Below are 22,653 nucleotides of genomic sequence, written 5' to 3'. Positions count from 1 at the left end.
CCTTCACAGCACCACCACACCCACTGAGAAAGCCTCATTGAGGTTTTCTCGGTAGTGGTCGGTTGCGTTCGATACGGGCGACAGCGGTTGCGGGCTTGCGTCCTGGTCGGCAGTGTCGCGGATGGGACATGGGGGACGTTCAACGCCGTCAATGTCCCATTCACGGCACTCCAGTGCTGGGCCCCTGTCCCGAACGCGTCGTTCAGGACGTTCACCGTCCCCAACGGGGCTTTCGAGACACCGGCACCACCGCAACCCCACCCCGCCAGCCACCGACGTCACCCGACCACCTCGGGAAAACACCCCCAGCGAAGCCACACTCCCGCCCCTTACCGAGAAAACCCCAATGTGGCGCTCGAAACCCGGAGGTCGCCGGTACCGGTCCGGCGGAGCCGCCGGGGAACCGGAAGGGGCCGCGATGATGCCCCGCAGTCCCTCGTACCGTGCCACCGCGGTGCTTACCGTGGTGCGGTGGTCACTTCAGCGAATCTCGCGTTGGGCGCGCCCGTCATCACCCCGGGGGAGACCGGCACCGTCACGGTGACGGTGTTCAACCGCACGGACATCGTCGAGGCCTACACCTTCGAAGTGCTCGGCGCGCTCGCGCAGTGGGCGGTCGTGGAACCGGAGCGGATTTCGCTGTATCCCGGTACTTCGGGCGACGTCGTGGTGTCGATCTCCCCGCCGCGGTCGCCGGAGGCGCCGGTGGGTCAGGTGCCGGTCGGTGTCCGGGTGCTGCCCGCCGAGCGTCCGGAAGACACCGTGGTGCTCGAGGAAACCGTGATCGTCGCACCGTACCTCGACGCCGGTGCCGAGCTGGTGCCGCAGGCGAAGGCGGGCAGGCGGAAGGCCCGTTACACGGTCCGGCTGGACAATCGCGGCAACGACTCGGCCGCGCTGGCGGTGGACGGGGTGGCCGGCAGCGACGAGCTCGCGCTGTTCACCCGCCCGGACCTGCTGACGCTGCCACCCGGTCAGTCCACCGAGTCGGAACTGACTGTCCGTGCGCACAAGCTGATGTGGTTCGGCAAACCGGTGACCAAACCGTTCCAGGTGCGGGTGAACCGCCGGGGCGAGGACGACACGGTCGTTCCCGAGGCACCGCCCGCGATCGTGCTGGACGGGACGTTCACCCAGCGTCCGGTGCTGCCGCGCTGGCTGCTGGCCCTGCTTGCCCTGCTCGGGCTGCTGCTGGCGCTGTGGTTCGGCCTGGTGCGGCCCGCGGTCAACTCGGCGGCGCGGCAGGCGGTGGACGACAAGACGAACCAGATCGCCGAGGCGGGCGGGTACACCCCGCCGGGCGGCAAACCCGGTGGCAACCAGCAGGGAAAACCCGGCGCCGGGCAGCAACAGGGCAAGGGCCAGGGCGGCGAGAACAATCCGGACGGCACCGATCCGGCAGGGGGCACCGGGGGGAACCGGCGGCAGTTCGACACGGCCATCGAGGTCCAGACCAGCCCGGGACAGACCGCGGCGAACGGCTACACCGTGCCGGAGCGCAAGGTGTTCCGGGTCACCGACATGCTGCTGTCGAACTTCCAGGGCGACGAGGGCCGCGTCACGATCAAGCTCGGGGACCGGACGATCGCGACGATCGCGCTGGAGACGTTCCGCAATCAGGACTACCACTGGGTGACCCCGGTCGACGTCGACGAGAAAGCCACCGCCTCGGTCACCGTGACCTGCACCAAGACCGGGGTACCGCCGAGCGGGCCACCCGCGGGCAACTGCGCCGAACTGGTTACGGTGAACGGATTCCTCGCCGACAAGGGCTGAGCCCCCGGCGTTTATCGATTCTTGATTCCCCCTGGTGATGCTGGATCGGCTCAACAGGGGAAAGAATCGAAGGGGAGCAGCCGAATGTCCCGAGTGACTGTCGCGGTATGCGCGGAAGACGTCGTTTCCCGGGCCGGAGTGACCGGCCTCCTGCGGCCGCGGGCCGAATTCGACCTAGTCGGGCAGGAACAGCCCGGCGAGGTCACCGTGGTGGTGATCGATCAGCTCGACGACGACGGCGAGCGAGCGTTGCGGGTACTGCATTCCACGCACTCCACGCGGATAGTGTTGCTGGTCCGGCAGATCGAGGCGCACCGGCTGACCGCGGCGATCGAATGCGGAGTGGCCGGGCTGATGCTGCGGGCCGAGGTGGGCGAGCATTCCCTGCCGCGCGCGGTTCTCGCCGCGGCGTCGGGAAAGGGCAGTATGTCCGGGGATCTGCTCAGCAGGCTGTTCGAGCAGGTGAGCCGGTTGCAACGGCAGGCCGATACCGGGCAGGCGGTGGGATTCTCCCATCTCACCACCCGCGAACAGGACGTGCTCCGGCTGGTCGCCGACGGATTCGACACGGCGGACATCGCGGCCAAACTGTCCTATTCCGAGCGCACGGTCAAGAAATGCCTTTACGAGCTCAATTGCCGGTTGCAGCTGAAGAACCGGGCACACGCCGTGGGATACGCGATGCGGCACGGGCTGATCTGAGGCGGTGCCCGAAAGGCTCCCGGTGTGCCCGGCAAAGGGGCCGCGACGGCACTGCGGCGGCCGGGACGGACGGGAAACGATAGCGAGGACACCTCGGGGAGGCATGAGTGAAACGGAGCTGGCACCCCAGGACATCGGTGCTGGGCGCGGTCCTGCTGAGCGTCGTCGCGGCGTGCGTGGTGCTCGTGGCCGTCCCGAAGGACCGGCCGGCCAGCGCGGACGAGGCACCGGGTGGCACCGACCGGGGCCGCATCGCGTTCGCGGGCACCCGGCACGTCAGTCTCGGCGCGGTCGCCGCGCCGGATCTGGGCGAAAAGGCGAAGACCACGCCGTTCTTCGGGACCGGACCGGCGCATCAGGACACCGAGGCCAGTGGCCGCGACGGGCAGCTGGTGTTCACCAGCCCGCGCGACGAGCCGAAGCCGCAGGTGTATCTGCGGGCCGCCGACGGCAGGGTGCGACGGCTGACGACCGGCCTCGACACCAGCCATCCCGTGCTGTCACCGGACGGCAGGACCGTCGCGTTCGCCTCGGCCGAAGGGACCCGGCACACCCTGTGGACGGTCGGCGCCGACGGCACGGGCCTGCGCGAGCTGACCAGCAGCCCGATCGCCGACGAGCAGTGGCCGTCGTGGTCCCCGGACGGCGGCAGGCTGGCGTTCAGCAGCAACCGGGAACCCGTGCGGGGCCGCCAGATCTACGCACTGGACCTGGTTTCGGGCGCGGTGACGCGGATCAGCGACGAACGCGCGGGCGACGCGATCCAGCCGTCCTGGAATCCGGTGCACGGCGACGTCATCGCCTACGTCGGTGACAACGACCGGGACGCGGGCACCACCGAGGACCAGAAAGCACACGTGATCAACGTCGACGGCACCGGCGACCGGCTGCTGGTCGGCGGCGGTCACGACGACTGGCAGAGCCGCCAGCCCTCGTGGAAACCGGACGGGGAGTCGGTGCTTTTCCTCAGCCGGTACTGCCTGTGCGGAACGCCGAAGTTCGACCAGGTCTACGAGCAGCCCGCGCCCGGCGCGGGCCCGTCCGGCCCGCCGCGGCTGCTGCTCGCAGAGGACCGGCAGGTCAGCTTCCCCACCTGGCTCGCCGACCGGCTGGTGGTCACCCGGCTGACCGCCGACGACCGGGACACCGCGGACCTGCAGGACATCCGGCCGGACGGCGCCGACCCCAGGGACCTCGGCCACTCGGTACTGCGGGAGGACCCCGCTTCCGCCACCGACGGGACCAAGCTGTTCCATCCCGGTGACGGCTACGACCCGTGGATGGAACGCCAGTCCTATTCCCCGGATGGCCGATCGCTGGCCTTCACCCGGTTCGAGGGCCCGGCAGGCGGCCGGATCGAGCGGATCTGGCTGGCCGACGCCGACGGCGGGAACGCGCGGCCGATGCCACTGGCCGACCGCAAGCCGGGGGACTGGGAGTTCGACCCGGTATGGTCGCCGGACGGCACCAAGATCGCGTTGTCGCGGCGGTCGCCGGGCGGTGTCCCGCCGGACAAGGGCGGCCCGAGCCGGATCGTGGTCGCCGAGGTGGCCACCGGCACCGTGGTGCACCGGCTCACCCCGCCACCCGGCGCGGAAGGGCAGAACGACACCCAGCCCGCGTTCTCCGCGGACGGCCGGACGCTCGCGTTCAGCCGCGGGACCATCAGGATGGAGTCCGGAACCGAGATACGCCGCAACCGGATCTGGACCGCGGACACCGCGACCTTCGGCACCCAGCGCGATCTGTCCACTGTGGTGTGTGGCGGGAACTGCGACGTCGTCGACGACAGCGCGGTGTTCTCCCCGGACGGCCGCACCATCGTCTTCAACCGCGAGTTCGACGGGCTATTGCAATCCCATGTGGACGGTACGGGATGCCGGGTCCTGCTGCCGTCGGCCGGTGGTTCCTGCACCGGGCGGATCACCGCTCCGCCGACGGGGCCGTACCAGCCGCGGGACGCGACCTTCTCCCCGGACGGCCGGAAGCTCGTGCTCACCTCACGGGCGGCGGGCGCGGACGCGAGCCCGGAACACCTGCGGACGCTGGATCTCGCGAGCGGCAGGCTGGAGCAGCTCACGGCCGCGCTGCCGGGCAGGCAGAAGGAGCCGAGCTGGCAGCGCTCGGTCGACCTGCGGACCGAACTCACGAGCCCGCCACCGTCCACAGTAGTCGGTGCGCCCGCCCGGCTGACACTGACAGTGACCGATGACGGCCCCGCGCCGTCCCCGGGCACCACGCTGACCTTCGCTCCGCCGGGTGGCCTGCGGCTGACCGGGGTGACCGGCGAACGGGGTTCCTGCGCGCCCGCCGAACTCCGCTGCGACCTCGGGGTGCTGGAGCCGGGCAAGCCGGTGCGGATCACCGTCGAGGTCGTCGGCGACGCGCCCGGCGTCCGGGAGCTGTCCTGGTTCGTCTCCGGGCCGGTGCTCGACGCCGATCCAGGCAACAACTTCGCCTCCGCCCGGGTGTCTACAGTGGACAAACCGGCGCCGCCGACCACCCCGCCGCAGCCGCCACCGTCCACACCACCCGCCCCGCCGCCACTGCCGCTGCCACCACCGCCGTTGCCCGGCCCGAGCCTCGGCGTGAGCGTCGATCCGGATCCGTCCTATGTGGGCGGCCGGGCCGTCGCCACCTACCGGATCGGCAACTCCGGCGGGCAGCAGGCCACCGGGATACGGGTGTCGCTGGTGCTGCCGGCCGGGGTACCGGTGGTCGCGCTGCCGCCGGGCTGTCCCGGTGGCCAGTGCTTCGTCGGTGACCTGCCGCCCGGCGGGTCGGCACTGCTCCAGGTGGTGTTCGCGCCCGGCGCCGCGGTCGACACCCGGGTGGCCGGGGTGCTCACCAGCAGCGGCCAGGACGCCGATCTCGCCGACAACACCGCCACCGCCCGGTTGCGGGTGCTGCAGCCGAAGATCGTCGCCCTTCCGCCGATCGGGCCGCCCGGGTTCGTGACCTCGGTGCGTGGCACCGACTTCCCGCCCGGCGGCCCGGTCACCCTGAACTGGTCGCCCGGGATCACCGCCGTCGCGGCTCCGGCCGTGCCGCAGGGCGATGGCAGTTTCGCGGCCCAGTTGCTGATCCTGCCGAAGGATCAGCTCGGGCCGAGGACGATCACCGCGCGCGGTGCCGGGTTCTCGCCGGTGACCACGCCGTTCATGGTGGTCGCGCCGTCGGTGGGCCCGCCGAACTTCGTGGAGCGCCGATGATTCACGAGGTGGACGAGGCGCTACGCACGCTGATCACCGACGGCGCGTGGCTCGGCTCGCAGATCGAGGTGGTCTTCGAGGCACCGACGAAGGAGTGGGCGGCCCGCCGCAACGGGCCGACGATCAACGTGTTCCTCTACGACGTCCGCGAGGATCTGGCCCGGCGCAGTACCGGCCGGATGGAGGAACACGACGAGCGCGGTGAACTGCGTGGCTGGCGCCCGCCGCCACGCTGGTACCACCTGGCCTATCTGGTCACCGCGTGGACCACGCGGCCGCAGGACGAGCACCGGCTGCTTTCCGCGCTGCTGGCCCGCTTCGGGGCGACCGAGCAGCTGCCCCGCCGTACGCTCGCCGGGTCGCTGGCCGACACCGGGCTGACCCTGCCCTTGCAGGCCGCCCGGCCGCTCGGCGAGGGCCGGTCGCTGTCGGAGCTGTGGTCCGCGCTGGGCGGCGAACTCAAACCGTCGATCGATCTGCTGGTCACCGCGCCGCAACTCGGCGAGCTCACGCCGGTCGGCCCGTCCGTCACCGACGGGCTCGTCCTGAGCGTGGAGGAGGAACGGCGGCGGTTGCGCTATCCGGAACCCGCGACGACCGGGCCGCACGGCGACGTCCCCGAGTTCGGCGCGCAGCGGACCAGGACACGCCGAAGGACGGGTGAGTCGTGACCGCGCCGCTCGCCGCCGGGCTCGCCGCGATCGAACTGCGGGTCCGTCGTGCGGTGGCCGCCCGGCGCGCGGCCGATCCCGATCCGGACGATCCGCACCGCGGGCTCTACCTCACCCCGGAGGCGGTCCAGGCCATTCTCGACGATCCCGTGCGAGTGCCCGCCCCGGACCTGGCCGGTGATGAGCCGCTGCTCCCGGAGTTCGCGGCCGCGTTCGGGCTCACCGCGCTGGACGTCGCGATCCTGCTGATCGCGCTGGCACCCGACCTCGACGCCCGGTTCGAGCGGCTGTACGGCTATCTCAACGACGACGTCACCCGGCGCAGGCCCACCATCGGCCTGGCACTGGAACTGTGCGGGGTACCACCCTTCTCACCCGCCGGACGCGCCAGGTTCGCCGCGGGGGAACCGTTGCGCGCCAACGGCTTACTGCTCGTGGAGGAGCTGGAACGGCCAGTGCTGTCGCGGACCGTCCGTGTCCCGGACCGGGTGACCGCGCACCTGCTCGGGGATCCGGCGCCGGATCCCGTCCTGCGGGGCGTCGCCACGGTCGCCACCGGGCAGGCGGCCGCCGGGCGGGCGGACCGCGTGGCGCGGGCTCTCCGCGCGGGCGTGCGGCTGCTGTACCTGCGGCAGGACGGCGGTTCCGGCGCGGAACTGGCCGAGGCCGCGCTGGCCGAGACCGGCCGCGGCGCCGTGCTGGCGGACCTGCCGGCGCTGATCGAGACGGACGGCCCCGCGGCGGTGGTGACCGCGCTGGGCAGGGAAGCGGGCCTGCGTGGTGCCGGGGTGGTGGCGGGCCCGGCCGAGGCGCTCGCGGACCCGCGCTGGCGTGGGGTGCTGCGCGGGCTGACCGGGTTGTCCTCCCGGGCCCCCGTGCTGCTCTACGGCGACCGGCCGTGGCATCCGGACTGGCCCGGCACCGTCCCGCTGCGGCTGACCGCCGAACGAGTGGTGGGCACGGATCGGGCGCGGCTCTGGCGGGACACGGTGCGTGGAACCGGTTTCCCGGTGTCCGAATTGGACAGTGCGACGGTGGAAGCGGCGCTCGCCCCCTACACGCTCGGCCCGGCCCAGCTCGTCGAATCGGCCCGCGCGGCGGCCGGTTTCGCACTGCTCGACGGCGGCGGGGTCACCACGGCGCACCTGCGGGCCGGCGTACGGGCGCAGAACGGTGCCGGGCTGGCCAGGCTGGCGCGGCGCGTCGAACCGGCCGTCGGCTGGGCGGATCTGGTACTGCCCGGCGAACAGCTGGACCAGTTGCGCGAGCTGGTGCTGCGGGCGCGGCACCGGGAGCGGGTGCTCGGCGCGTGGCGGATGCGGCCCGGCGGTGGGCGCGGCACCGGTGTGCTGGCGCTGTTCGCCGGCGAATCGGGGACCGGCAAGACGATGTCCGCCGAGGTGGTGGCCGCCGAGCTGGGCCTCGACCTGTACGTCGTGGACCTGGCGACAGTGGTGGACAAGTACATCGGCGAAACCGAGAAGAACCTCGACCGGATCTTCACCGAGGCGGCCGGGGTGAACGGGCTGCTGCTGTTCGACGAGGCCGACGCGTTGTTCGGGAAACGCACCGAGGTCAAGGACTCACACGACCGCAACGCCAATCTGGAATCGGCGTTCCTGTTGCAGCGCATGGAATCCTTCGACGGTATCGCGGTGCTCACCACGAACCTCCGGTCGAACCTCGACGAGGCGTTCACCCGCAGGCTGGACGTGCTGGTCGATTTCCCGGTGCCCGGCGCCGATCAACGGCTCGCGCTGTGGGACCGCTGCCTGGGACCCGAGCTGCCGCGTGCGTCCGATGTGGACCTCGCGTTCTGCGCGAAGTCGTTCGAGCTGGCGGGTGGTTCGATCCGCGCCTGCGCGGTGACCGCGGCCTACCTGGCGGCCGAGGCGGGCAGGCCGGTGTCGATGGCCGATCTGATCGCCGCGATCCGGCGTGAGTACCGCAAGCTCGGACGGCTGCTGCTGGACAGCGAATTCGGCGACTGGCTGGAGTGATGACCGATGAGGGAAAAGGACCGGCAGGACGAAGCGGCAACAGCCGCGCAGCGGTTCTCGGCACCTGAGCGTGCGGAAGCCGGGGTTTCCCCGGACCACGCCCGGTTGCTGGAACTGCAGCGGATCGCCGGGAACGCGGCCGTCGTGCAGCGGTTCGCCGGGCACGCGGACGGCCTCGACGTGCAGCGCTCGGCGGTGCACGAGGCGCTGTCCGGATCGGGCAGGCCGCTGGCCGACGGTGTCCGGTCGGAGATGGAATCGCGGCTGGGCGCGAACTTCTCCGACGTCCGGGTGCACACCGACTCGACCGCCCACGAGGCCGCCGAGTCGGTTCAGGCGCACGCGTTCACCACGGGTTCGCACATCGTCTTCCAGCGCGGGCGCTACGACACGGACTCGCACGCGGGCAAGAAGATGCTGGCCCACGAGCTGACCCACGTCGTGCAGCAGCGCTCCGGCCCGGTTTCCGGTACCGACACCGGAGACGGCGTGAAGGTCTCCGATCCGTCGGACCGCTTCGAACGCGCCGCCGAGGCCAACGCGGAGCGGGTCATGCACTCGCCGGTACCGGGTGGTGACCACGGCCACGCGCACGCGGCGCAACGTTCGGCGGAGCATGCGGTCGTCCAGCGGGTGGTGGAGGAAGGCGCGCTCGGCGTGGCCGCCAACGCCCCCGGAGGCCCTTCCCTGCAAGTGACCTTCACGACGCCCGGGGAATGGGAAGAATTCTGCGGCAAAGTGCTCGGACAGTACCCGAGAATCAGGGAAGACTCGCGTATTCGATTCGACGACGCGGAGCGCAGGATCGAAACATACTACGACCGGGTGACGCTCTTCGAACTGTATCCCTACGTCGTGGCGCTCCTGCGAGGCCCGATCGGGCAACAGCTCGCGGGCATGGAAGGCGTCGACCAGCTCGCGAACCCGATCGACGAGTTCGGGAAAGGGACACCGGACACGGCCCGGTACTGGGAAATACAGGAGGGCAGGGTCGCGGCACTGGCCGAGGCGGCGGCGACGGAGGCGGAGAAGTTCGCCGGGCGGGCCGAGGACTACCGCGACGTCGGCACGCAGGACGAGTTCCAGGACTTGCTGGCGGAGGAAGCCGCACTGGTCATCGGCGAGAACCACAAAGAGGCGACGGCGTGGAACTTCGTGGTGGAGAACCTGCGTCGAGGAGGCGAGAGCAAGATCAAGACGGTCTACGTCGAGACCATCCGGCAGGACGGCCATCAGGCACTGGTCGACGAGTACCTTGCCTCCGGTCCTGGCGAGGAGATGCCGCCCGCGTTGCAGGCCTTCCTCGGAATGTACCGGGCCGAAAACCACCACGACGGGATGTCGGACCTCCTGATCGCGGCCAAACGTCATGGCGCACGGGTCCAGGGAGTCGGTGCGTTGCCCGCGAGCATGCAGCGAACGCGGGACTACAACCAGTCCGGGAACAAATGGGCGCCGCACAAGCGCGCCGCCATGATGAACGTCTATGCCCGGTATGTCGTGGAAAAGGATCAGGAGCGCTCGCCGGGAAAGTATGTGGTCGTCGTCGGCCACGCGCATGTCGGCGAGCATGTTTTCGCCGGGGACAAGGGGGAACTGGCCAACGAACCCGAAGCGAACAAGGCGATTCCGGACACGGTGCCCGGGGTGATGCAGTACCTGGGCATTCCGGCGGTGCGGCTACCGGTGCCGCCGGTGACCGACGAGCGTCAGCCGGGGCTGGTGACCGTGGCGCCTCCCAGCGAACCGGAGACCGAGGACCACAGCGAGGTACAGCGGGGCGAAGCGCGAGGGGGTCGAAGGCGCATCGAACGTGCCCTCGATTGGGTTCGCAGGCACTCGCGCCGTCGAGGGCGAAACAGCGAAAGTGGATAGTGGCTGATCTTGGCACAGAGGAGGAGCGAGCATGCCGACCTATCTCTCCCCAGGCGTCTACGTGGAGGAGGTTCAGGGTGGGGCCCGGCCCATCGAGGGCGTCGGCACCGCCGTCGCCGCGTTCGTCGGGTTCGCCGAGCGGGGACCCTTCCACGAGCCGACGCTGGTGACCAGCTGGAACGCTTACGTGGCAACGTTCGGCGGGTTCGTCGCCGAGACTTTCCTGGCACAGGCCGTCTACGGCTACTTCGCCAACGGCGGTGGCGCGGCATACGTGGTCCGGGTCGGGAACGCCTCGGCCGACGCCGGTGCCCCGCCCGCCGCGGCTCCGGCCGCGGTGGGCGGGCTCCAGGTCGCGGCACTTCCCGGCGCCGGTGGTGACATCGCCGTGGAAATCGCCGACGCCGAGGGCGAGAACCCGCCGGAGGACCGGTTCCGGCTCTTGGTGCGCCAGGGCGGCAAGGTGGTGGAGACCTTCGACGTGTCCACCAGGAAGAACGTCAAGAACTACGTGGTGACCCAGATCCGGGAGCGCTCGAAGCTGGTCACCGCGAGCGAGGCGCAGGGCGGCGCGCTGACCCGCCCGGAAAACCAGAGCGTGACACTGCCCGCTCCGGCTCCGGCGCCCGACGTCCCGGCCCGGGTCACCGCCGACGAGTACGTGGGCGATCTGGACCGGCGCACCGGTCTCGGCGGGCTGGAAGCCATCGACGAGATCACCATGGTCGCGATCCCGGACCTGATGAGCGCGTTCCACAAAGGACTGATCGACGCCGAGGGCGTCAAGGCGGTGCAGCTGGCGATCGTCTCGCACTGCGAGCAGATGGGCGACCGGGTGGCGGTGCTGGACACCCCGCCGGGGCTGACCGCGCAGCGGGTGCGGAAGTGGCGCCAGGAGGAGGCCGGGTACGACTCGAAGTTCGCCGCGCTCTACTACCCGTGGATCAAGGTGTTCGACCCGGCGACCGGGAAGAACGTCGTCGTCCCGCCGAGCGGGCACGTCGCCGGGGTGTGGGCGCGCAGCGACGCCGAGCGCGGGGTGCACAAGGCGCCGGCCAACGAGGTCATCCGGGGCGCGATCGATCTGCAGACCGGGCTCACCAAGGGGGAGCAGGACCTGCTCAACCCGATCGGCGTCAACTGTGTCCGGGCCTTCCCCGGCCGCGGGATCCGGATCTGGGGCGCCCGCACGCTGTCCTCGGACCCGGCCTGGCGCTACCTCAACGTGCGGCGGCTGTTCAACTACCTGGAGGAGTCCATCCTGCTGGGCACCCAGTGGGTGGTCTTCGAACCGAACGACGACCGGCTCTGGTCCAGCATCCGCCGCAACATCACCGGTTTCCTCACCGAGGAATGGCGGCGCGGCGCGCTGTTCGGCCGGACCGCGGCCGAGGCGTTCTACGTCAAGTGCGACGCCGACACCAACCCCGCGGAATCGATCGACGCCGGCCAGGTGGTGTGCGAAATCGGTGTCGCACCGGTGAAACCGGCCGAGTTCGTCATCTTCCGGCTGTCCCAGTTCTCCGACAGCACCAGCCTGGTCAGCGAATAATCCCCAGAAAGGCACGCAAAGATGGCGCAGGGAGACGCACTCTCCACCCACATCTTCGGGCTGCAGCTCGGCGGCTACGAGGTCGAGTCCATCCAGGAGGTCAGCGGGCTGACCGTCGAGGAGGACGTGGTGGAGGTGAAACAGGTCGTCGACGGCAAACTGGTGATCCGCAAGCAGCCGGGCGCCCGCAAGGGCGGTGAGGTGACGATCACCCGGGGGCTCGACCAGAGCAGCGAGTTCACCAAGTGGATCACCGAGACGCTGAACAACGGCGCGGTCGAAGCGGCGCGGCAGAACATCACCATCGAGATCAAACAGGCGGACGGCTCGACCGTGCGGCGGATGCAGCTCATGCAGGGCTGGGCGAGCAAATGGGAAGGCCCCTCGTTCAAGGCGGGCGAGTCCAGCGCGGCGCTGGAAAAGGTGACCATCACGTTCGAGGAGATCTCCGTCGAATGAGCGATGCTTGCGAGCGAACCATGGATGTCATCGCATGAGGCGCAGGACAGTCAGCGCGCCCACCGCGTCGGCCGAGGAGGCGGGGCCGCCGGTGGAGGAGCCCGCCTCGCGGCGGGAGGATCTGCGCACCGAGTTCGAGTTCGAGCTCCCGCGTGGCTATGTCGACGCGGACGGTGTCACGCACCGGTCCGGGGCGATGCGCCTGGCCACCGCGCGGGACGAGCTGCGGCCGCTGATCGACCTGCGGGTCAAGGAGAATCCCGCGTACCTGAGCGTGGTGCTGCTCAGCCAGGTGATCACCCGGCTGGGCTCGGTCACCGACATCCATGCCGGGCTGGTCGAGCAGATGTTCGCCTCGGACATCGCGTTCCTGCAGGATTTCTACCGCCGGATCAACAGTGAGGGCCACACCAGGGCGGCGGTGAGCTGCCCGTCGTGCGGTTCGGCCTTCGAGGTGGACATCGCCGGTGATCGCCTGGGGGAATCGTGACGTACGCGCCCGACCGGCTCCACCAGGAGGTCGCGTACGTCGCGTACCACTTCCACTGGTCCCGCGACGAGATCCTGGACCTGGAACACCACGAACGGATCCGCTGGGTGGAGCAGATCGCCGGGATCAACACCCGGATCAACGAGGGTGGGTGAGTGCGGAGTGGGTCTGCTGGACCGGTTCCGCCGCCGCCGCGTCCCGGCGACGGCGGGGGAGGCAGCGGTGGCGCCGCCACTGGTGCCGGACGGCGGATGGCGGGCGGCCCGCCCGATGACGCCGACCGTGCGGCGCGTGGCCACGGTGTCGGACCCGCTCGGCTTCCGTGCCAGGCTCGCCGCCTGGCAGAATCCTTCCTTCCGCACCGACATGGGACACGCGGTCAGCACGTCCGCCCCGTCCGGCGTCGCGAAAGGCCTGATCCGCCCCCTGCTGCCCGCCCCCAGCACCACCCCACCGGTCGTACACCGCGTCCCCGCCGCCCCAGACACGCGAGTTCTCCATCCAGACACGCGAGTTGCGCGTCCAGACACGCGAGTTCCGCGTTCCGGCACCCCAAGTCCCCCGTTCGCGATGCCGATCGAGACACCGGCCGATCCGCTTTCGAACGATGGCGGCCTGCGAGCGGAGCCTGCCGTGGTCCGTCCCGCTCCGGCGGCGCGAACGCTCACGGTGGCGCGGGTCGCGCTGCCCGTCCGGCGGGTCCGTGCGGTGCCGTCCGCCGAGCCCGCACCAGGACGGGGTGTCGATCGGCCCGGCCTTCCGCCGGCGGACGCGGCTCCGGATCGTCCGGTGCTGGGGGAAACCCCGGAACAGCCTGGTGAACCGGACGTCGCTCTTCAGCGGGTCCACACGGACGCCTCGCCGCTACCGGTGATCCCGGCGCCGGAGGTCCGGAAGCCCGGACTCGGCGCGCCGATGAGCGAGCTGCCGGTGACCGCGCAGCGGACCACTCCGGAGCCACGACACTCCACTTCGGACACTGGACGGTCCGGAAATCCCGGTCAGGCAAGGCAACCGGTCGGACTGGGTGAGCCATTGCATGCGCTACCGCCGACCGCGAAGACGCTCGGGCCGGACGTGCCCCCGTCGCCGTCCGGCGCGGTCCCCGGGGTGGTGGCGCCGCTGGTGTCCGAGGCCGGGGTGGCACAGCGCATCGCGGAGGCGACGGAGGTCGCGAAATCCCGAAGGTCCACTTCGGACACCGAGCGCCCGGAAAACGACGGTCGTGCGCGACCTTCGGCGATACTGGGCGAACCGTTGCCCGCGTTGCCGCCGACCGCACAGGCGATGGACAGCGGGGCGGCGGCGCCAAAGTTCGCCCCGGTTTCCGGGATGGCACCGCCGATTTCCGAAGGCGGACTGGTTCAGCGCATCGCGGCTTCCGAGACCAGGGGCGGGAAACCCCACACGGACCATCATGCGGGGCCGGAGTTGCCGGTGGTTTCGGCACGGGACGACGCCGACGCTCCGGCGACGGCGGGTCTCGCGCCACCTTCGCCCGGCGCGCGGCCGGTTCCGGGGCTCGTCGGAGAGACACCGTTGGCGCCGGAAATCGGGGCGATTCACCGGATCGCGGACCCCGAGCGGACGGGCCCGGTCACTCATCGCCCCGCGGAGCCTGTACTGCCGGTGGTTTCGACACCCGAACAGCCGCTGCTTTCCGAGGCGCCGATCCAGCGGTTCGCCGAATCCGCCCGGACCGGCGAAGCCAACCGGATCGGCGAAGCCACCAAGGACGGAGAAGCCACCAAGGACGGAGAAGCCGCGCCGACATCGGCGAGTCCGGTAGGGGAGCCCCCGCTGGTGGTCGCCCGGCCGGGGGAACCCGCGTGGGAGGCCGAACGCCCGATCGTCCGGGAGCTGCTCGCCGATCGCCCGCTGACGCGGTCGATGGCCGAACCCGCGCCGGCGCCGGAGTCCACAGTGGACCACACCGTCGTCGCCCCGGTTCGCTGGGTGCGCTCCGGCACACAGCCAGGAAGTCCACCGGTCCAGCGCGCGACGGCCGGACCCGCGGCCCCGCGGCGCCCGGCGGCACCTCGTCCGGCACAGCGAGGCCCGGCACAGCCTGGCCCGGCACAGCCCAGCCCGGCACAGCCCGGCCCGGCCTCGCCCCGCCCGGCGATCGCGCCCAACTGGCCGTCCCGGCACGGCGTGGTGTTGTCGGAGACGCCGGTCCAGCGGGCACCGGCGGGCACTGCCCCGGCCGTCGTCGCGCCGGTCCGTCCGCCCGCGGCCCCCGGCGCCCCGGTCGTTCCGGCGCGCTGGGTACCCGAATTACCCATCGCGGCCCCGGCGTCAACGGCGGCCACGATCCAGCGGGATGCCGATCCGTCGCGGCTTTCCGTTGTCACTTCGGGGTTTTCCGCCACGACCAGTTCCCCCGAGGAGCCGGACACGCCGCCGGGAACCCCGATCGACACACCGCCCGGGACACCGGTGGGTGAGGCCACCGAGAACACCGACGGCGAACCGCCCAAGGCCGCCGAGCATCTCGGCATCGAGGAACTGGCCCGGCGCCTCGCCGAACCGGTGAGCAGGTTGCTGCGCGCCGAACTGCGGACGGGCCGGGAACGTGCGGGCAGGCTGCACACCCGGCGGCGCTGAACGGATGACGAGGAAGGAGGTGCCGCATGTCCACTGACGTGTTCGCCAGCACGGTTTTCTTCCGGCTGACGATCGGCGGGGACGATCTCGGGGCGTTCAACAGCTGTTCCGGGCTCGGCGCCGAAGTGGAGATGGAACAGTTCCAGGAGGGCGGGAACAACGGGTTCGTCTGGCAGCTGCCGAGCCGGATCCGCTGGTCCAACATCACGCTGACGCGCCCGGTCACCGCGGACACCGCGAAGGTGACCCGCTGGCTCACCACGATCGTGCAGCGGGTGGAACGCAAGAACGGCGAGATCGTCGCGCTGCGCCCGGACCGTACACCGATCGCGCGCTGGAACGTGCTCGGGATCGTGCCGGTGCGCTGGAGCGGCCCGGACTTCGACCCGGCCCGCTCCGAGGCCGCGGTGGAGCGGCTGGAGATCGCGCACCACGGCCTGCAGCCCGGCTGAACCAGCGATCGCCTCGCGCCACTGACCACAAGGAGAGGAGGACGACCATGACCGCACCGGCCGGTGCGAACCTGGTCCGCGCGGAACTGCTGATCATGCAGCCGCCCGCCAAGGTCGGCGCGAAACCGGGAGGCACGATCGCGCGCGTCAAGTTCCAGTTCAACCCGAACCAGCTCACCCTGACCAAGCGCACCGAATGGCGGCGGAAGCCGTCCCGGATGGCGGACCAGGCCGCGGTGCCCGAGTTCGTCGGCAGCGCGCCCCGCACCCTGTCCGTGGAGATCTTCCTGGACGCCACCGCGAAACACGACGACTCGGTGGAGCAGGGCGTGCAGACGATCCTGCTCGCCTGCGTGCCCACCACCCAGAGCCTCGGCAGGAAACGCCCGGCCAGTCCCTGGGTGCGTTTCGAATGGGGGCGGTCGAAAACCGTGTCGTTCAACGGGATCGTCAAGAGCGTCTCGGTCACCTACTCACTGTTCGATGTGGACGGGAGCCCGCTGCGTGCCCGGTGCTCGCTGACCATCGACGAGGCGGGTGGCGGGACGCCGGGCCAGAACCCCACCTCCGGCGCGATCGAGGCCCGGCGCGGGCACCGGGTGGTCGCGGGCGACACGCTGGCGCAGCTGGCCTGGCGCGAGTACGGCGACGCGACCGCGTGGCGGATCATCGCCGAGGCCAACGGGCTGGACGATCCGATGCGGCTGCGGCCGGGAACCGAGCTGCTGATCCCGGCCACGGACACGGCGGGCTGAACCGTGCGCGCGTACGCCCTCGAACCCGTTGTCGGCACTCCCGGCCCGCTGGCGCCGGTCTGGGCCGAACAGCTCGTCCAGTGCATTGTGGACGACGCGGTGAACCTGCCCGCGGTCGCGGTGCTGACCTTCCGGGATCCCGATCACGACCTGCTCGCCGACACCGGCATCACCATCGGCTCCCCGCTGACGGTCTCGGTGACCACGGTCGCGGACAACACCCAGCTGCCGTTGTTCGCCGGGGAGATCATCGGGCTGGAGACCGAATCCGACGAGACCGGCACGTTCACCGTGCTGCGCGCGGCCGATCGCGCGCACCGGCTGATGCGGCGCCGCCGGGTGCTCGCGTTCCGGAACATGACCGCGGCCGACATCGTGCGCCAGATCGCCAAGAACGCCGGGCTCGGCGTCGGGAAGGTGCGCGCGCCCGGCCCGGCCTACCAGCAGATCTCCCAGGCGAACATGACCGACTGGGAGTTCCTCCGCCTGCTCGCCGCCGAACACGGCGCCGTGGTCAGGGTCGACGACGAGGGCCGCCTCGACTTCACCGAGCCCGACCCGGCCGCGAAGGCGCCGTCACCCCGGTTCTCGGCGAGGCTGAATCACCAGGTGCTGCAATACGGGGAGAACCTGTTTTCGGTGCGGGTCGGGCTGTCCACCGCCGAACAGGTGGACACCGTGACGGTCCGCGGCTGGGACGTCACCACGAAACGGCCGCTGGTGAAGCGGACCAGGGCGGCCACCTCCAAGACGGTGCAGGCCGGGATGTCCTCGGGACAGTCGAGCGCGCGGTTCGGCGGGGCGGGCGAACTGCTGGTCACCGACGGCGCGTACCGGACACAGTCCGAAGTGGACACCGCTTCGGCCGCGCAGGCCACCGCGGCGGCGGCCGGATTCGGCGAGGTCGAGGCGGTCTGCGAGGGCAACCCGCATCTGCGTGCCGGGGTGCCCGTCGCGCTGGGCAACCTCGGCCCGAGCTTTTCCGGGCGCTACACGGCCACCGCCAGCCGTCACGTTTTCGAGCCGGGCAACGGATATCGCACCACGGTGACGGTCAGCGGCGCCGAGGACCGGTCGCTGGCGGGGCTCGCCGTGGCGGGGCCGCCGGACCCGCCGCGGATTCCCGGCCTGGCGATCGGCAAGGTCACCGAGGTCCAGCGGCGACCGGCGAACGGGCCGGGCATGGTGAAACTGTGTTTCCCGTGGCTGGACGACGAATACGTCACCGACTGGGTCCGCACCGTGCAGTTCGGCGGTGTCGGTGGCGGGGGTGTGGTCTGCCCGGACGTCAACGACGAGGTCCTGGTCGGTTTCGAGCAGGGCCTGCTGGACAAGCCGTACGTGCTCGGCGGGCTCTACAACGGCGTGGACCTCCCGTCGCCGCACGACGGCCCGCTGGTGGACCGGGCCAGCGGCAAGGTCAACCGCCGGTCGTTCGGGACCCGCGGTGGCGACCGGGTCGAACTGCTGGACACCCAGGGCGGGCCGCGCGGGGTGAAGCTGCGCACCGGGGACGGGAAACTCGAGGTCGACCTCGACCGGCAGGGCACCAAGATCGTGGTGCGCAGCGACGGCAGCGTGCAGATCGAGGCCGGCAAGTACGTCCAGATCACCGGAACCGGGGTGGAGATCGACGCCGGCGCGGGGCATCTGGCGTTGCGCGGGAAATCGGTGTCGATCAACGGCAGCACCGGGGTGCGCGTCAACGGCGGCACCGAGGCAACGGTCAGGGCAGGCGTCATCCGCCTCAACTGACCACACCGTCCACAATGATCGTCCACAAAGGAGAGAGAGCGATGCCACCCGCAGCCAGGATCACGGACGCGACCAGCCACGTCGACGCGGGGGCGAAGCTGGGCTTGGCGGCCGGGCCGCCGACGGGCGCACTCCAGGGCGCCGGAGTGCCGGCCGTGCTCATCGAGGGGAGGCCGGCGGCGGTCGTCGGCCCCGGCACGATGAACGGGTGCAACGTCCCGCCCCAGCACCGGCTCCTGGGACCCGCCAACGTCGTCGTGCCGGGGCCGGAGGTCGCGACCAGGCGTGTGCTCGTCGGTGGCCGCCCGCTCGCCGCGGTGGGCGACAAAACCGCTTGCAAGGCCGTCATCAGCAGCGGGGCGCGGACCGTATTGATCGGGGGCAGGTGATGAGCGACCGGTTCATCGGCCGGGGGTGGGCGTTCCCGCTCCGGGCCGACGCCACCGGCGGCATCGCGACCGTGACCGGCGAGCAGGAGATCGAGGAGTCGATCCGGCTGATCCTCGGCACCGCGCCCGGCGAGCGGCCGATGCGCCCGGAGTTCGGCTGCGGGGTGCACGAGCACGTGTTCGCGCCGAGCGACGGCGCCACCGCGGGGCGGATCGCCTACGAGGTGCGGATCGCGCTGGAACGGTGGGAGCCGCGGATCGAGCTCGACGACGTCGCGGTCGCCTACGACGCGGTGGACAGCGGGATCCTTTACATCGACATCCGTTACCGGATCCGGGAAAGCAACAATCCACGCAACCTCGTCTTCCCCTTCTACGTCATCCCAGCCCACGACGAGCCGAGCGAGCTTTCATGACCCTGCCTGCCCCCAATCTGGACGACCGGCGGTTCCAGCAGCTGGTCGACGAGGCGAAGCGTTACGTGCAGCGGCGCAGTCCGGAGTGGACGGACCACAACGTGTCCGATCCCGGGGTCACCCTCATCGAAACCTTCGCGCACATGGTCGATCAGCTGATCTACCGGCTCAACCGCGTCCCCGAGCGCAACTACCTGGCGTTCCTCGAACTGCTCGGGGTGCGGTTGTTCCCGCCGGCGGCCGCGCGCGCCGACGTCACCTTCTGGCTGTCCGCGCCGCAGCCGGAGCCGGTGGTGCTGCGGGCGGGCACCGAGGTGACCACGACGCGCAGCGAGACCGAGGAGGCGGTTTCCTTCGCGACCGTGGACGATCTGGTCGTGGTGCCCTGCGCGCTGGAGAAATTGGTGACCGGCGCGGCCGGTGGGTCCCCGGCCGACCGGACCGACGACCTGCTCTCGGGCCAGGACGTGGCCTGCTTCGCGACGTCTCCCGCGGTGGGGGACACCATGGTGCTCGGGCTGTCGGCCGCGGTGCCCCGCTGCGTGGTGGTGATCCGGCTGGACAGCAAGGTCGAGGGCATCGGCGTGGATCCCCGCCAGCCACCGCTGGTCTGGGAGGCGTGGGACGGCGGTGGCTGGGCACCGTGCGAAGTGGACTCCGACGGCACCGGCGGGCTGAACCGGCCGGGCGACGTCGTGCTGCACATGCCCGCCTCGCACACCGCGTCGGTGATCGCGGGGGCGCGGGCGGGCTGGCTGCGCTGCCGGGTGGTGGAACCCGCGGCGGGGCAGCCCTTCTACTCCGAGTCGCCGACGGTCAGCGCGGCCGAGGTGTTCACCATCGGCGGCACGATCGTCGCCGAACACGCGGAGACCGTCCTCGGCGAGGTCATCGGCGAATCCGAAGGCGTTGCGGGACAACGCTTCCCGGTCAGCAGACCACCGGTGCTGACCGATGGCGCCCCGGTGGTGGTGGAGGTATCCGAAGGAGACGGCTGGCAGGAATGGTCCACTGTGGACCATTTCGGGGCGTCCTCGGCCACCGACCGGCACGTGGTGCTGGACGCCACCGGCGGCGAATTCGCCTTCGGGCCCGCGGTGCGTGAGCCGGACGGCACGATCCGGTACTACGGCGCGGTGCCGCCGAAGGGCGCGGTGCTCCGGGTCCGGCGTTACCGGACCGGCGGTGGCCGGGCGGGCAATGTCGCGCGCCGGGCGATTTCGGTGCTGCGCAGCTCGGTGCCCTACGTCGCGCGGGTGGAGAACCGGGAGGCGGCGAGCGGCGGCGTCGACGGCGAGACGGTCGAAGCGGCCAAACTGCGCGGGCCGCTGGCGTTGCGCACCCAGGAACGCGCGGTCACGGTGGATGATTTCGAGCTGATCGCGCGCGGCGCCGCGCCCGCGGCGGCCAGGGTCCGGTGCGTGCCCGCCGCGGACGCCGGCCCCGGCGGACCGGCGGTGCGGGTGCTCGTCGTCCCTGACGCGACCGCCGACGTCGGTGACGAACTGCGGCTCGAACAGCTGATCCCGCCCAGGGAAATGCTCGCCGCGGTCGCCGGGAGCCTCGACGAACGCAGGCTGGTCGGCACCCGGGTGCTTGTCGAACCGCCGTACTACCAGGGCCTGACGGTGGTGGCGCGGTTGCGCGCGTCCGGTTCGGCCGACCAGGCCCGGCGGTCGGCGCTGGACGCGCTGTACCGGTACCTCAACCCGGTGCGGGGCGGGCCGGACGGGACGGGCTGGCCGTTCGGGCGGCCGGTGCAGTTCGGCGAGGTCCACGCCGTGCTCGCCGCGGCGCCCGGAGTGTCCGTTGTGGACGAACTGCGGATGTTCCCCGCGGACCCGATCACCGGCAGGCGCGGGGAACCGGTGAACGTGCTGGAGATCTCCCGCACCGCGCTGATCTTCTCCTACCAGCACCAGGTCACCGTCACGGAGGGCGCCTGATGCGTGCTTCGGTGCCCGGCCTGCCCAGCCGGTACCCGCTCGGGGAACAACTGCCCGGGCTGTACGCCGGTGATCGGCTCGCGCAGCACTTCACGGCCGGACTGGACGAGGTGCTGGCGCCGGTGCTGTCGGTACTGGACAACCTCCACGCCTATTTCGACCCCGCGCTGGCCCCAGTGGATTTCCTGCCGCTGCTCGGGTTCTGGGTGGCCGCCGACCGGCCGTCCGAGCGGGAACCGGTGGCTCGTGCGGTGGCGCGGCATCGGCGGCGGGGAACCAGGAGCGGGCTGGCCGAACGGCTGCGCTCGGAGTTCGGCGGCGAGGTCGACATCGCGGATCCGGGCGGGGTGAGCTGGTCGGAAACCGCGGGCTCGGCGCTGCCCGCGCTCGCCGCGCCGATGCTGTCGATCCGGTTGCGGGTACCGGATCCGGCTGCCGTCCGGCGGCACGACGTCGAGCATGTGGTCGCCGAATCCTGTCCGGCGCATGTGCCGTTCACCGTGGAAATCGGAGGGCTGTCAGCATGAACGCGGTCGGTGGGACGGTGCGGCGGTGCGAGGTGTGCGGGTCGCCGGTGACCGAGGGGGAGGCGTTCTGCGGGAACTGCGGGGCCTATCTGGACTGGAACAAGCCACCCGAACCGGCCGCGCCCGCGGTGGAACCCACCCCTGCCGCTCCCGCTCCGGTCGACGACCGGCAGCCGGACGTCGCGCAGCCAGGCGTCGCGCAGCCAGGTACCGAGCAGCCGCGGGCAGGGCAACCGGGCGTCGAGCAGCCGGGGGCCGTGCGACCGGGCAAACCGGTCGAGAAGCGCCCCGTCGTCCGCGCCCCGGGTGACGCCGAGGTCCCGGTCGGCCCGGACGACCGCCCGTGCCCGAACTGCGGTACCCCCAACGCGCCGGGCCGCCGGTTCTGCCGTCGCTGCGGCGCGGTCCTCGGAGAAACCGCGGTCGAGGTCCGGCGGATCCCGTGGTGGCGGCGCCTGCGCCTGCCACGATTCCGGGGCAGGCGGATCCGCTTCCCGGTCTTCCTGCTGGTGCTGGTGATCCTGGCGCTGCTGGTGGGCGCGGCGGTCCGCTACGGACCGGACGTCGTGACCGCGGTGAAGGACAAGACCACCACGCCGGTGGCCCTCACCCCCGAGACGCTCACCGCCTCCAGCGAGGCCGACGGGCATCCGGCGAAGCTGGCCATGGACGGGTTCACCAACAGGTTCTGGGCACCCGCGAAACCCGCGCCCGCGCAAGGGGAACATCTGGACGCGAAGTTCGGGCGCCCGTGCCGGCTGCTCGACGTCGTGGTGAACGACGGGGCGTCGGCCGAACGGGAGGTCTTCAACACCCAGGCCCGGCCGTCGGAACTCGAACTCATCGCGATCACCGAGGACGGGAGGCGGCAGAACACCACCCTGCGGCTGGCCGACCAGCCGGGGCCACAGCACACCGCGCTGGCGATCTCCGACGTGACCGGCATCCGGCTCACCATCGCCGGGGCCTATGGCGCCGGTCCCGGAAAGCTGGTCGCCCTCGGCGAGGTGGAATTCTTCGGCCGCTGCTGAATCACGCGAGATCGGCGGCTTGACGTCGTCGCGATCGG

At 71.2% G+C, this 22,653-nt stretch carries 19 protein-coding genes; all 19 read left to right on the top strand.

Annotated features, from left to right (window positions below):
* Positions 1-471: 471 nt before the first annotated feature.
* The 19 genes from ACFWY9_RS12875 (at position 472) to ACFWY9_RS12785 (ending at position 22,615) form a co-directional block, all read left to right on the top strand.
* A complete protein-coding gene (locus ACFWY9_RS12875) occupies positions 472-1,776 on the top strand; it encodes a hydrolytic protein (protein WP_378326126.1) in 1,305 nt (434 codons plus the stop codon).
* An 84-nt stretch (positions 1,777-1,860) separates the two neighbouring features.
* Positions 1,861-2,478, top strand: coding sequence for a response regulator transcription factor (locus ACFWY9_RS12870; protein ID WP_378326125.1), 618 nt, complete (start codon positions 1,861-1,863; stop codon positions 2,476-2,478).
* Positions 2,479-2,585: 107 nt separating this feature from the next.
* A complete protein-coding gene (locus tag ACFWY9_RS12865; RefSeq protein ID WP_378338923.1) occupies positions 2,586-5,690 on the top strand; it encodes a hypothetical protein in 3,105 nt (1,034 codons plus the stop codon).
* Positions 5,687-6,361 carry a DUF4255 domain-containing protein gene (locus ACFWY9_RS12860; RefSeq protein ID WP_378326121.1) on the top strand — a complete coding sequence of 225 codons (675 nt, stop codon included), beginning with the start codon at positions 5,687-5,689 and terminating at the stop codon, positions 6,359-6,361. Before ACFWY9_RS12865 ends, ACFWY9_RS12860 begins: the two co-directional genes overlap by 4 nt.
* Positions 6,358-8,361 carry an ATP-binding protein gene (locus tag ACFWY9_RS12855; protein ID WP_378326119.1) on the top strand — a complete coding sequence of 668 codons (2,004 nt, stop codon included), beginning with the start codon at positions 6,358-6,360 and terminating at the stop codon, positions 8,359-8,361. The genes ACFWY9_RS12860 and ACFWY9_RS12855 overlap by 4 nt, the downstream gene beginning before the upstream one ends.
* Positions 8,362-8,367: 6 nt before the next feature.
* Complete coding sequence (locus ACFWY9_RS12850) at positions 8,368-10,236, top strand: DUF4157 domain-containing protein (RefSeq protein ID WP_378338922.1); 1,869 nt, start codon at positions 8,368-8,370, stop codon at positions 10,234-10,236.
* A 31-nt stretch (positions 10,237-10,267) separates the two neighbouring features.
* On the top strand, positions 10,268-11,788 hold the full coding sequence (locus ACFWY9_RS12845; RefSeq protein ID WP_378338921.1) for a phage tail sheath family protein: 1,521 nt from the start codon (positions 10,268-10,270) through the stop codon (positions 11,786-11,788).
* Between the two features lie 21 nt (positions 11,789-11,809).
* The gene (locus tag ACFWY9_RS12840; protein ID WP_378326116.1) at positions 11,810-12,247 is read left to right on the top strand and encodes a phage tail protein; all 438 of its coding nucleotides are present in this window, start codon (positions 11,810-11,812) and stop codon (positions 12,245-12,247) included.
* Between the two features lie 34 nt (positions 12,248-12,281).
* A complete protein-coding gene (locus ACFWY9_RS12835) occupies positions 12,282-12,737 on the top strand; it encodes a hypothetical protein (RefSeq protein ID WP_378326115.1) in 456 nt (151 codons plus the stop codon).
* Entirely contained in the window at positions 12,734-12,892 is a 159-nt protein-coding gene (locus ACFWY9_RS12830; RefSeq protein ID WP_179956874.1) for a DUF6760 family protein, read from the top strand. The genes ACFWY9_RS12835 and ACFWY9_RS12830 overlap by 4 nt, the downstream gene beginning before the upstream one ends.
* Positions 12,893-13,370: 478 nt before the next feature.
* Entirely contained in the window at positions 13,371-15,344 is a 1,974-nt protein-coding gene (locus ACFWY9_RS12825) for a hypothetical protein (RefSeq protein ID WP_378338920.1), read from the top strand.
* A gap of 26 nt (positions 15,345-15,370) precedes the next feature.
* Complete coding sequence (locus tag ACFWY9_RS12820; protein WP_378326111.1) at positions 15,371-15,796, top strand: phage tail protein; 426 nt, start codon at positions 15,371-15,373, stop codon at positions 15,794-15,796.
* 47 nt (positions 15,797-15,843) lie between these two features.
* Positions 15,844-16,551, top strand: coding sequence for a LysM peptidoglycan-binding domain-containing protein (locus ACFWY9_RS12815; RefSeq protein ID WP_378326109.1), 708 nt, complete (start codon positions 15,844-15,846; stop codon positions 16,549-16,551).
* 3 nt (positions 16,552-16,554) lie between these two features.
* Complete coding sequence (locus ACFWY9_RS12810) at positions 16,555-18,306, top strand: VgrG-related protein (protein ID WP_378338919.1); 1,752 nt, start codon at positions 16,555-16,557, stop codon at positions 18,304-18,306.
* 41 nt (positions 18,307-18,347) lie between these two features.
* The gene (locus ACFWY9_RS12805) at positions 18,348-18,695 is read left to right on the top strand and encodes a PAAR domain-containing protein (protein ID WP_378326106.1); all 348 of its coding nucleotides are present in this window, start codon (positions 18,348-18,350) and stop codon (positions 18,693-18,695) included.
* A complete protein-coding gene (locus ACFWY9_RS12800) occupies positions 18,695-19,111 on the top strand; it encodes a GPW/gp25 family protein (RefSeq protein ID WP_378326105.1) in 417 nt (138 codons plus the stop codon). The genes ACFWY9_RS12805 and ACFWY9_RS12800 overlap by 1 nt, the downstream gene beginning before the upstream one ends.
* The gene (locus tag ACFWY9_RS12795; RefSeq protein ID WP_378338918.1) at positions 19,108-21,057 is read left to right on the top strand and encodes a putative baseplate assembly protein; all 1,950 of its coding nucleotides are present in this window, start codon (positions 19,108-19,110) and stop codon (positions 21,055-21,057) included. Before ACFWY9_RS12800 ends, ACFWY9_RS12795 begins: the two co-directional genes overlap by 4 nt.
* A complete protein-coding gene (locus tag ACFWY9_RS12790) occupies positions 21,057-21,584 on the top strand; it encodes a phage tail protein (protein ID WP_378338917.1) in 528 nt (175 codons plus the stop codon). Before ACFWY9_RS12795 ends, ACFWY9_RS12790 begins: the two co-directional genes overlap by 1 nt.
* On the top strand, positions 21,581-22,615 hold the full coding sequence (locus ACFWY9_RS12785) for an NADase-type glycan-binding domain-containing protein (RefSeq protein ID WP_378338916.1): 1,035 nt from the start codon (positions 21,581-21,583) through the stop codon (positions 22,613-22,615). The genes ACFWY9_RS12790 and ACFWY9_RS12785 overlap by 4 nt, the downstream gene beginning before the upstream one ends.
* Positions 22,616-22,653: the final 38 nt, after the last annotated feature.

Origin of the sequence: Amycolatopsis sp. NPDC059027 (genome assembly GCF_042739735.1) — a bacterium.
GTDB lineage: Bacteria > Actinomycetota > Actinomycetes > Mycobacteriales > Pseudonocardiaceae > Amycolatopsis.
The sequence above is the reverse complement of the archived record's forward strand: the minus strand, read 5'-3'. Positions and strand labels throughout refer to the sequence as shown.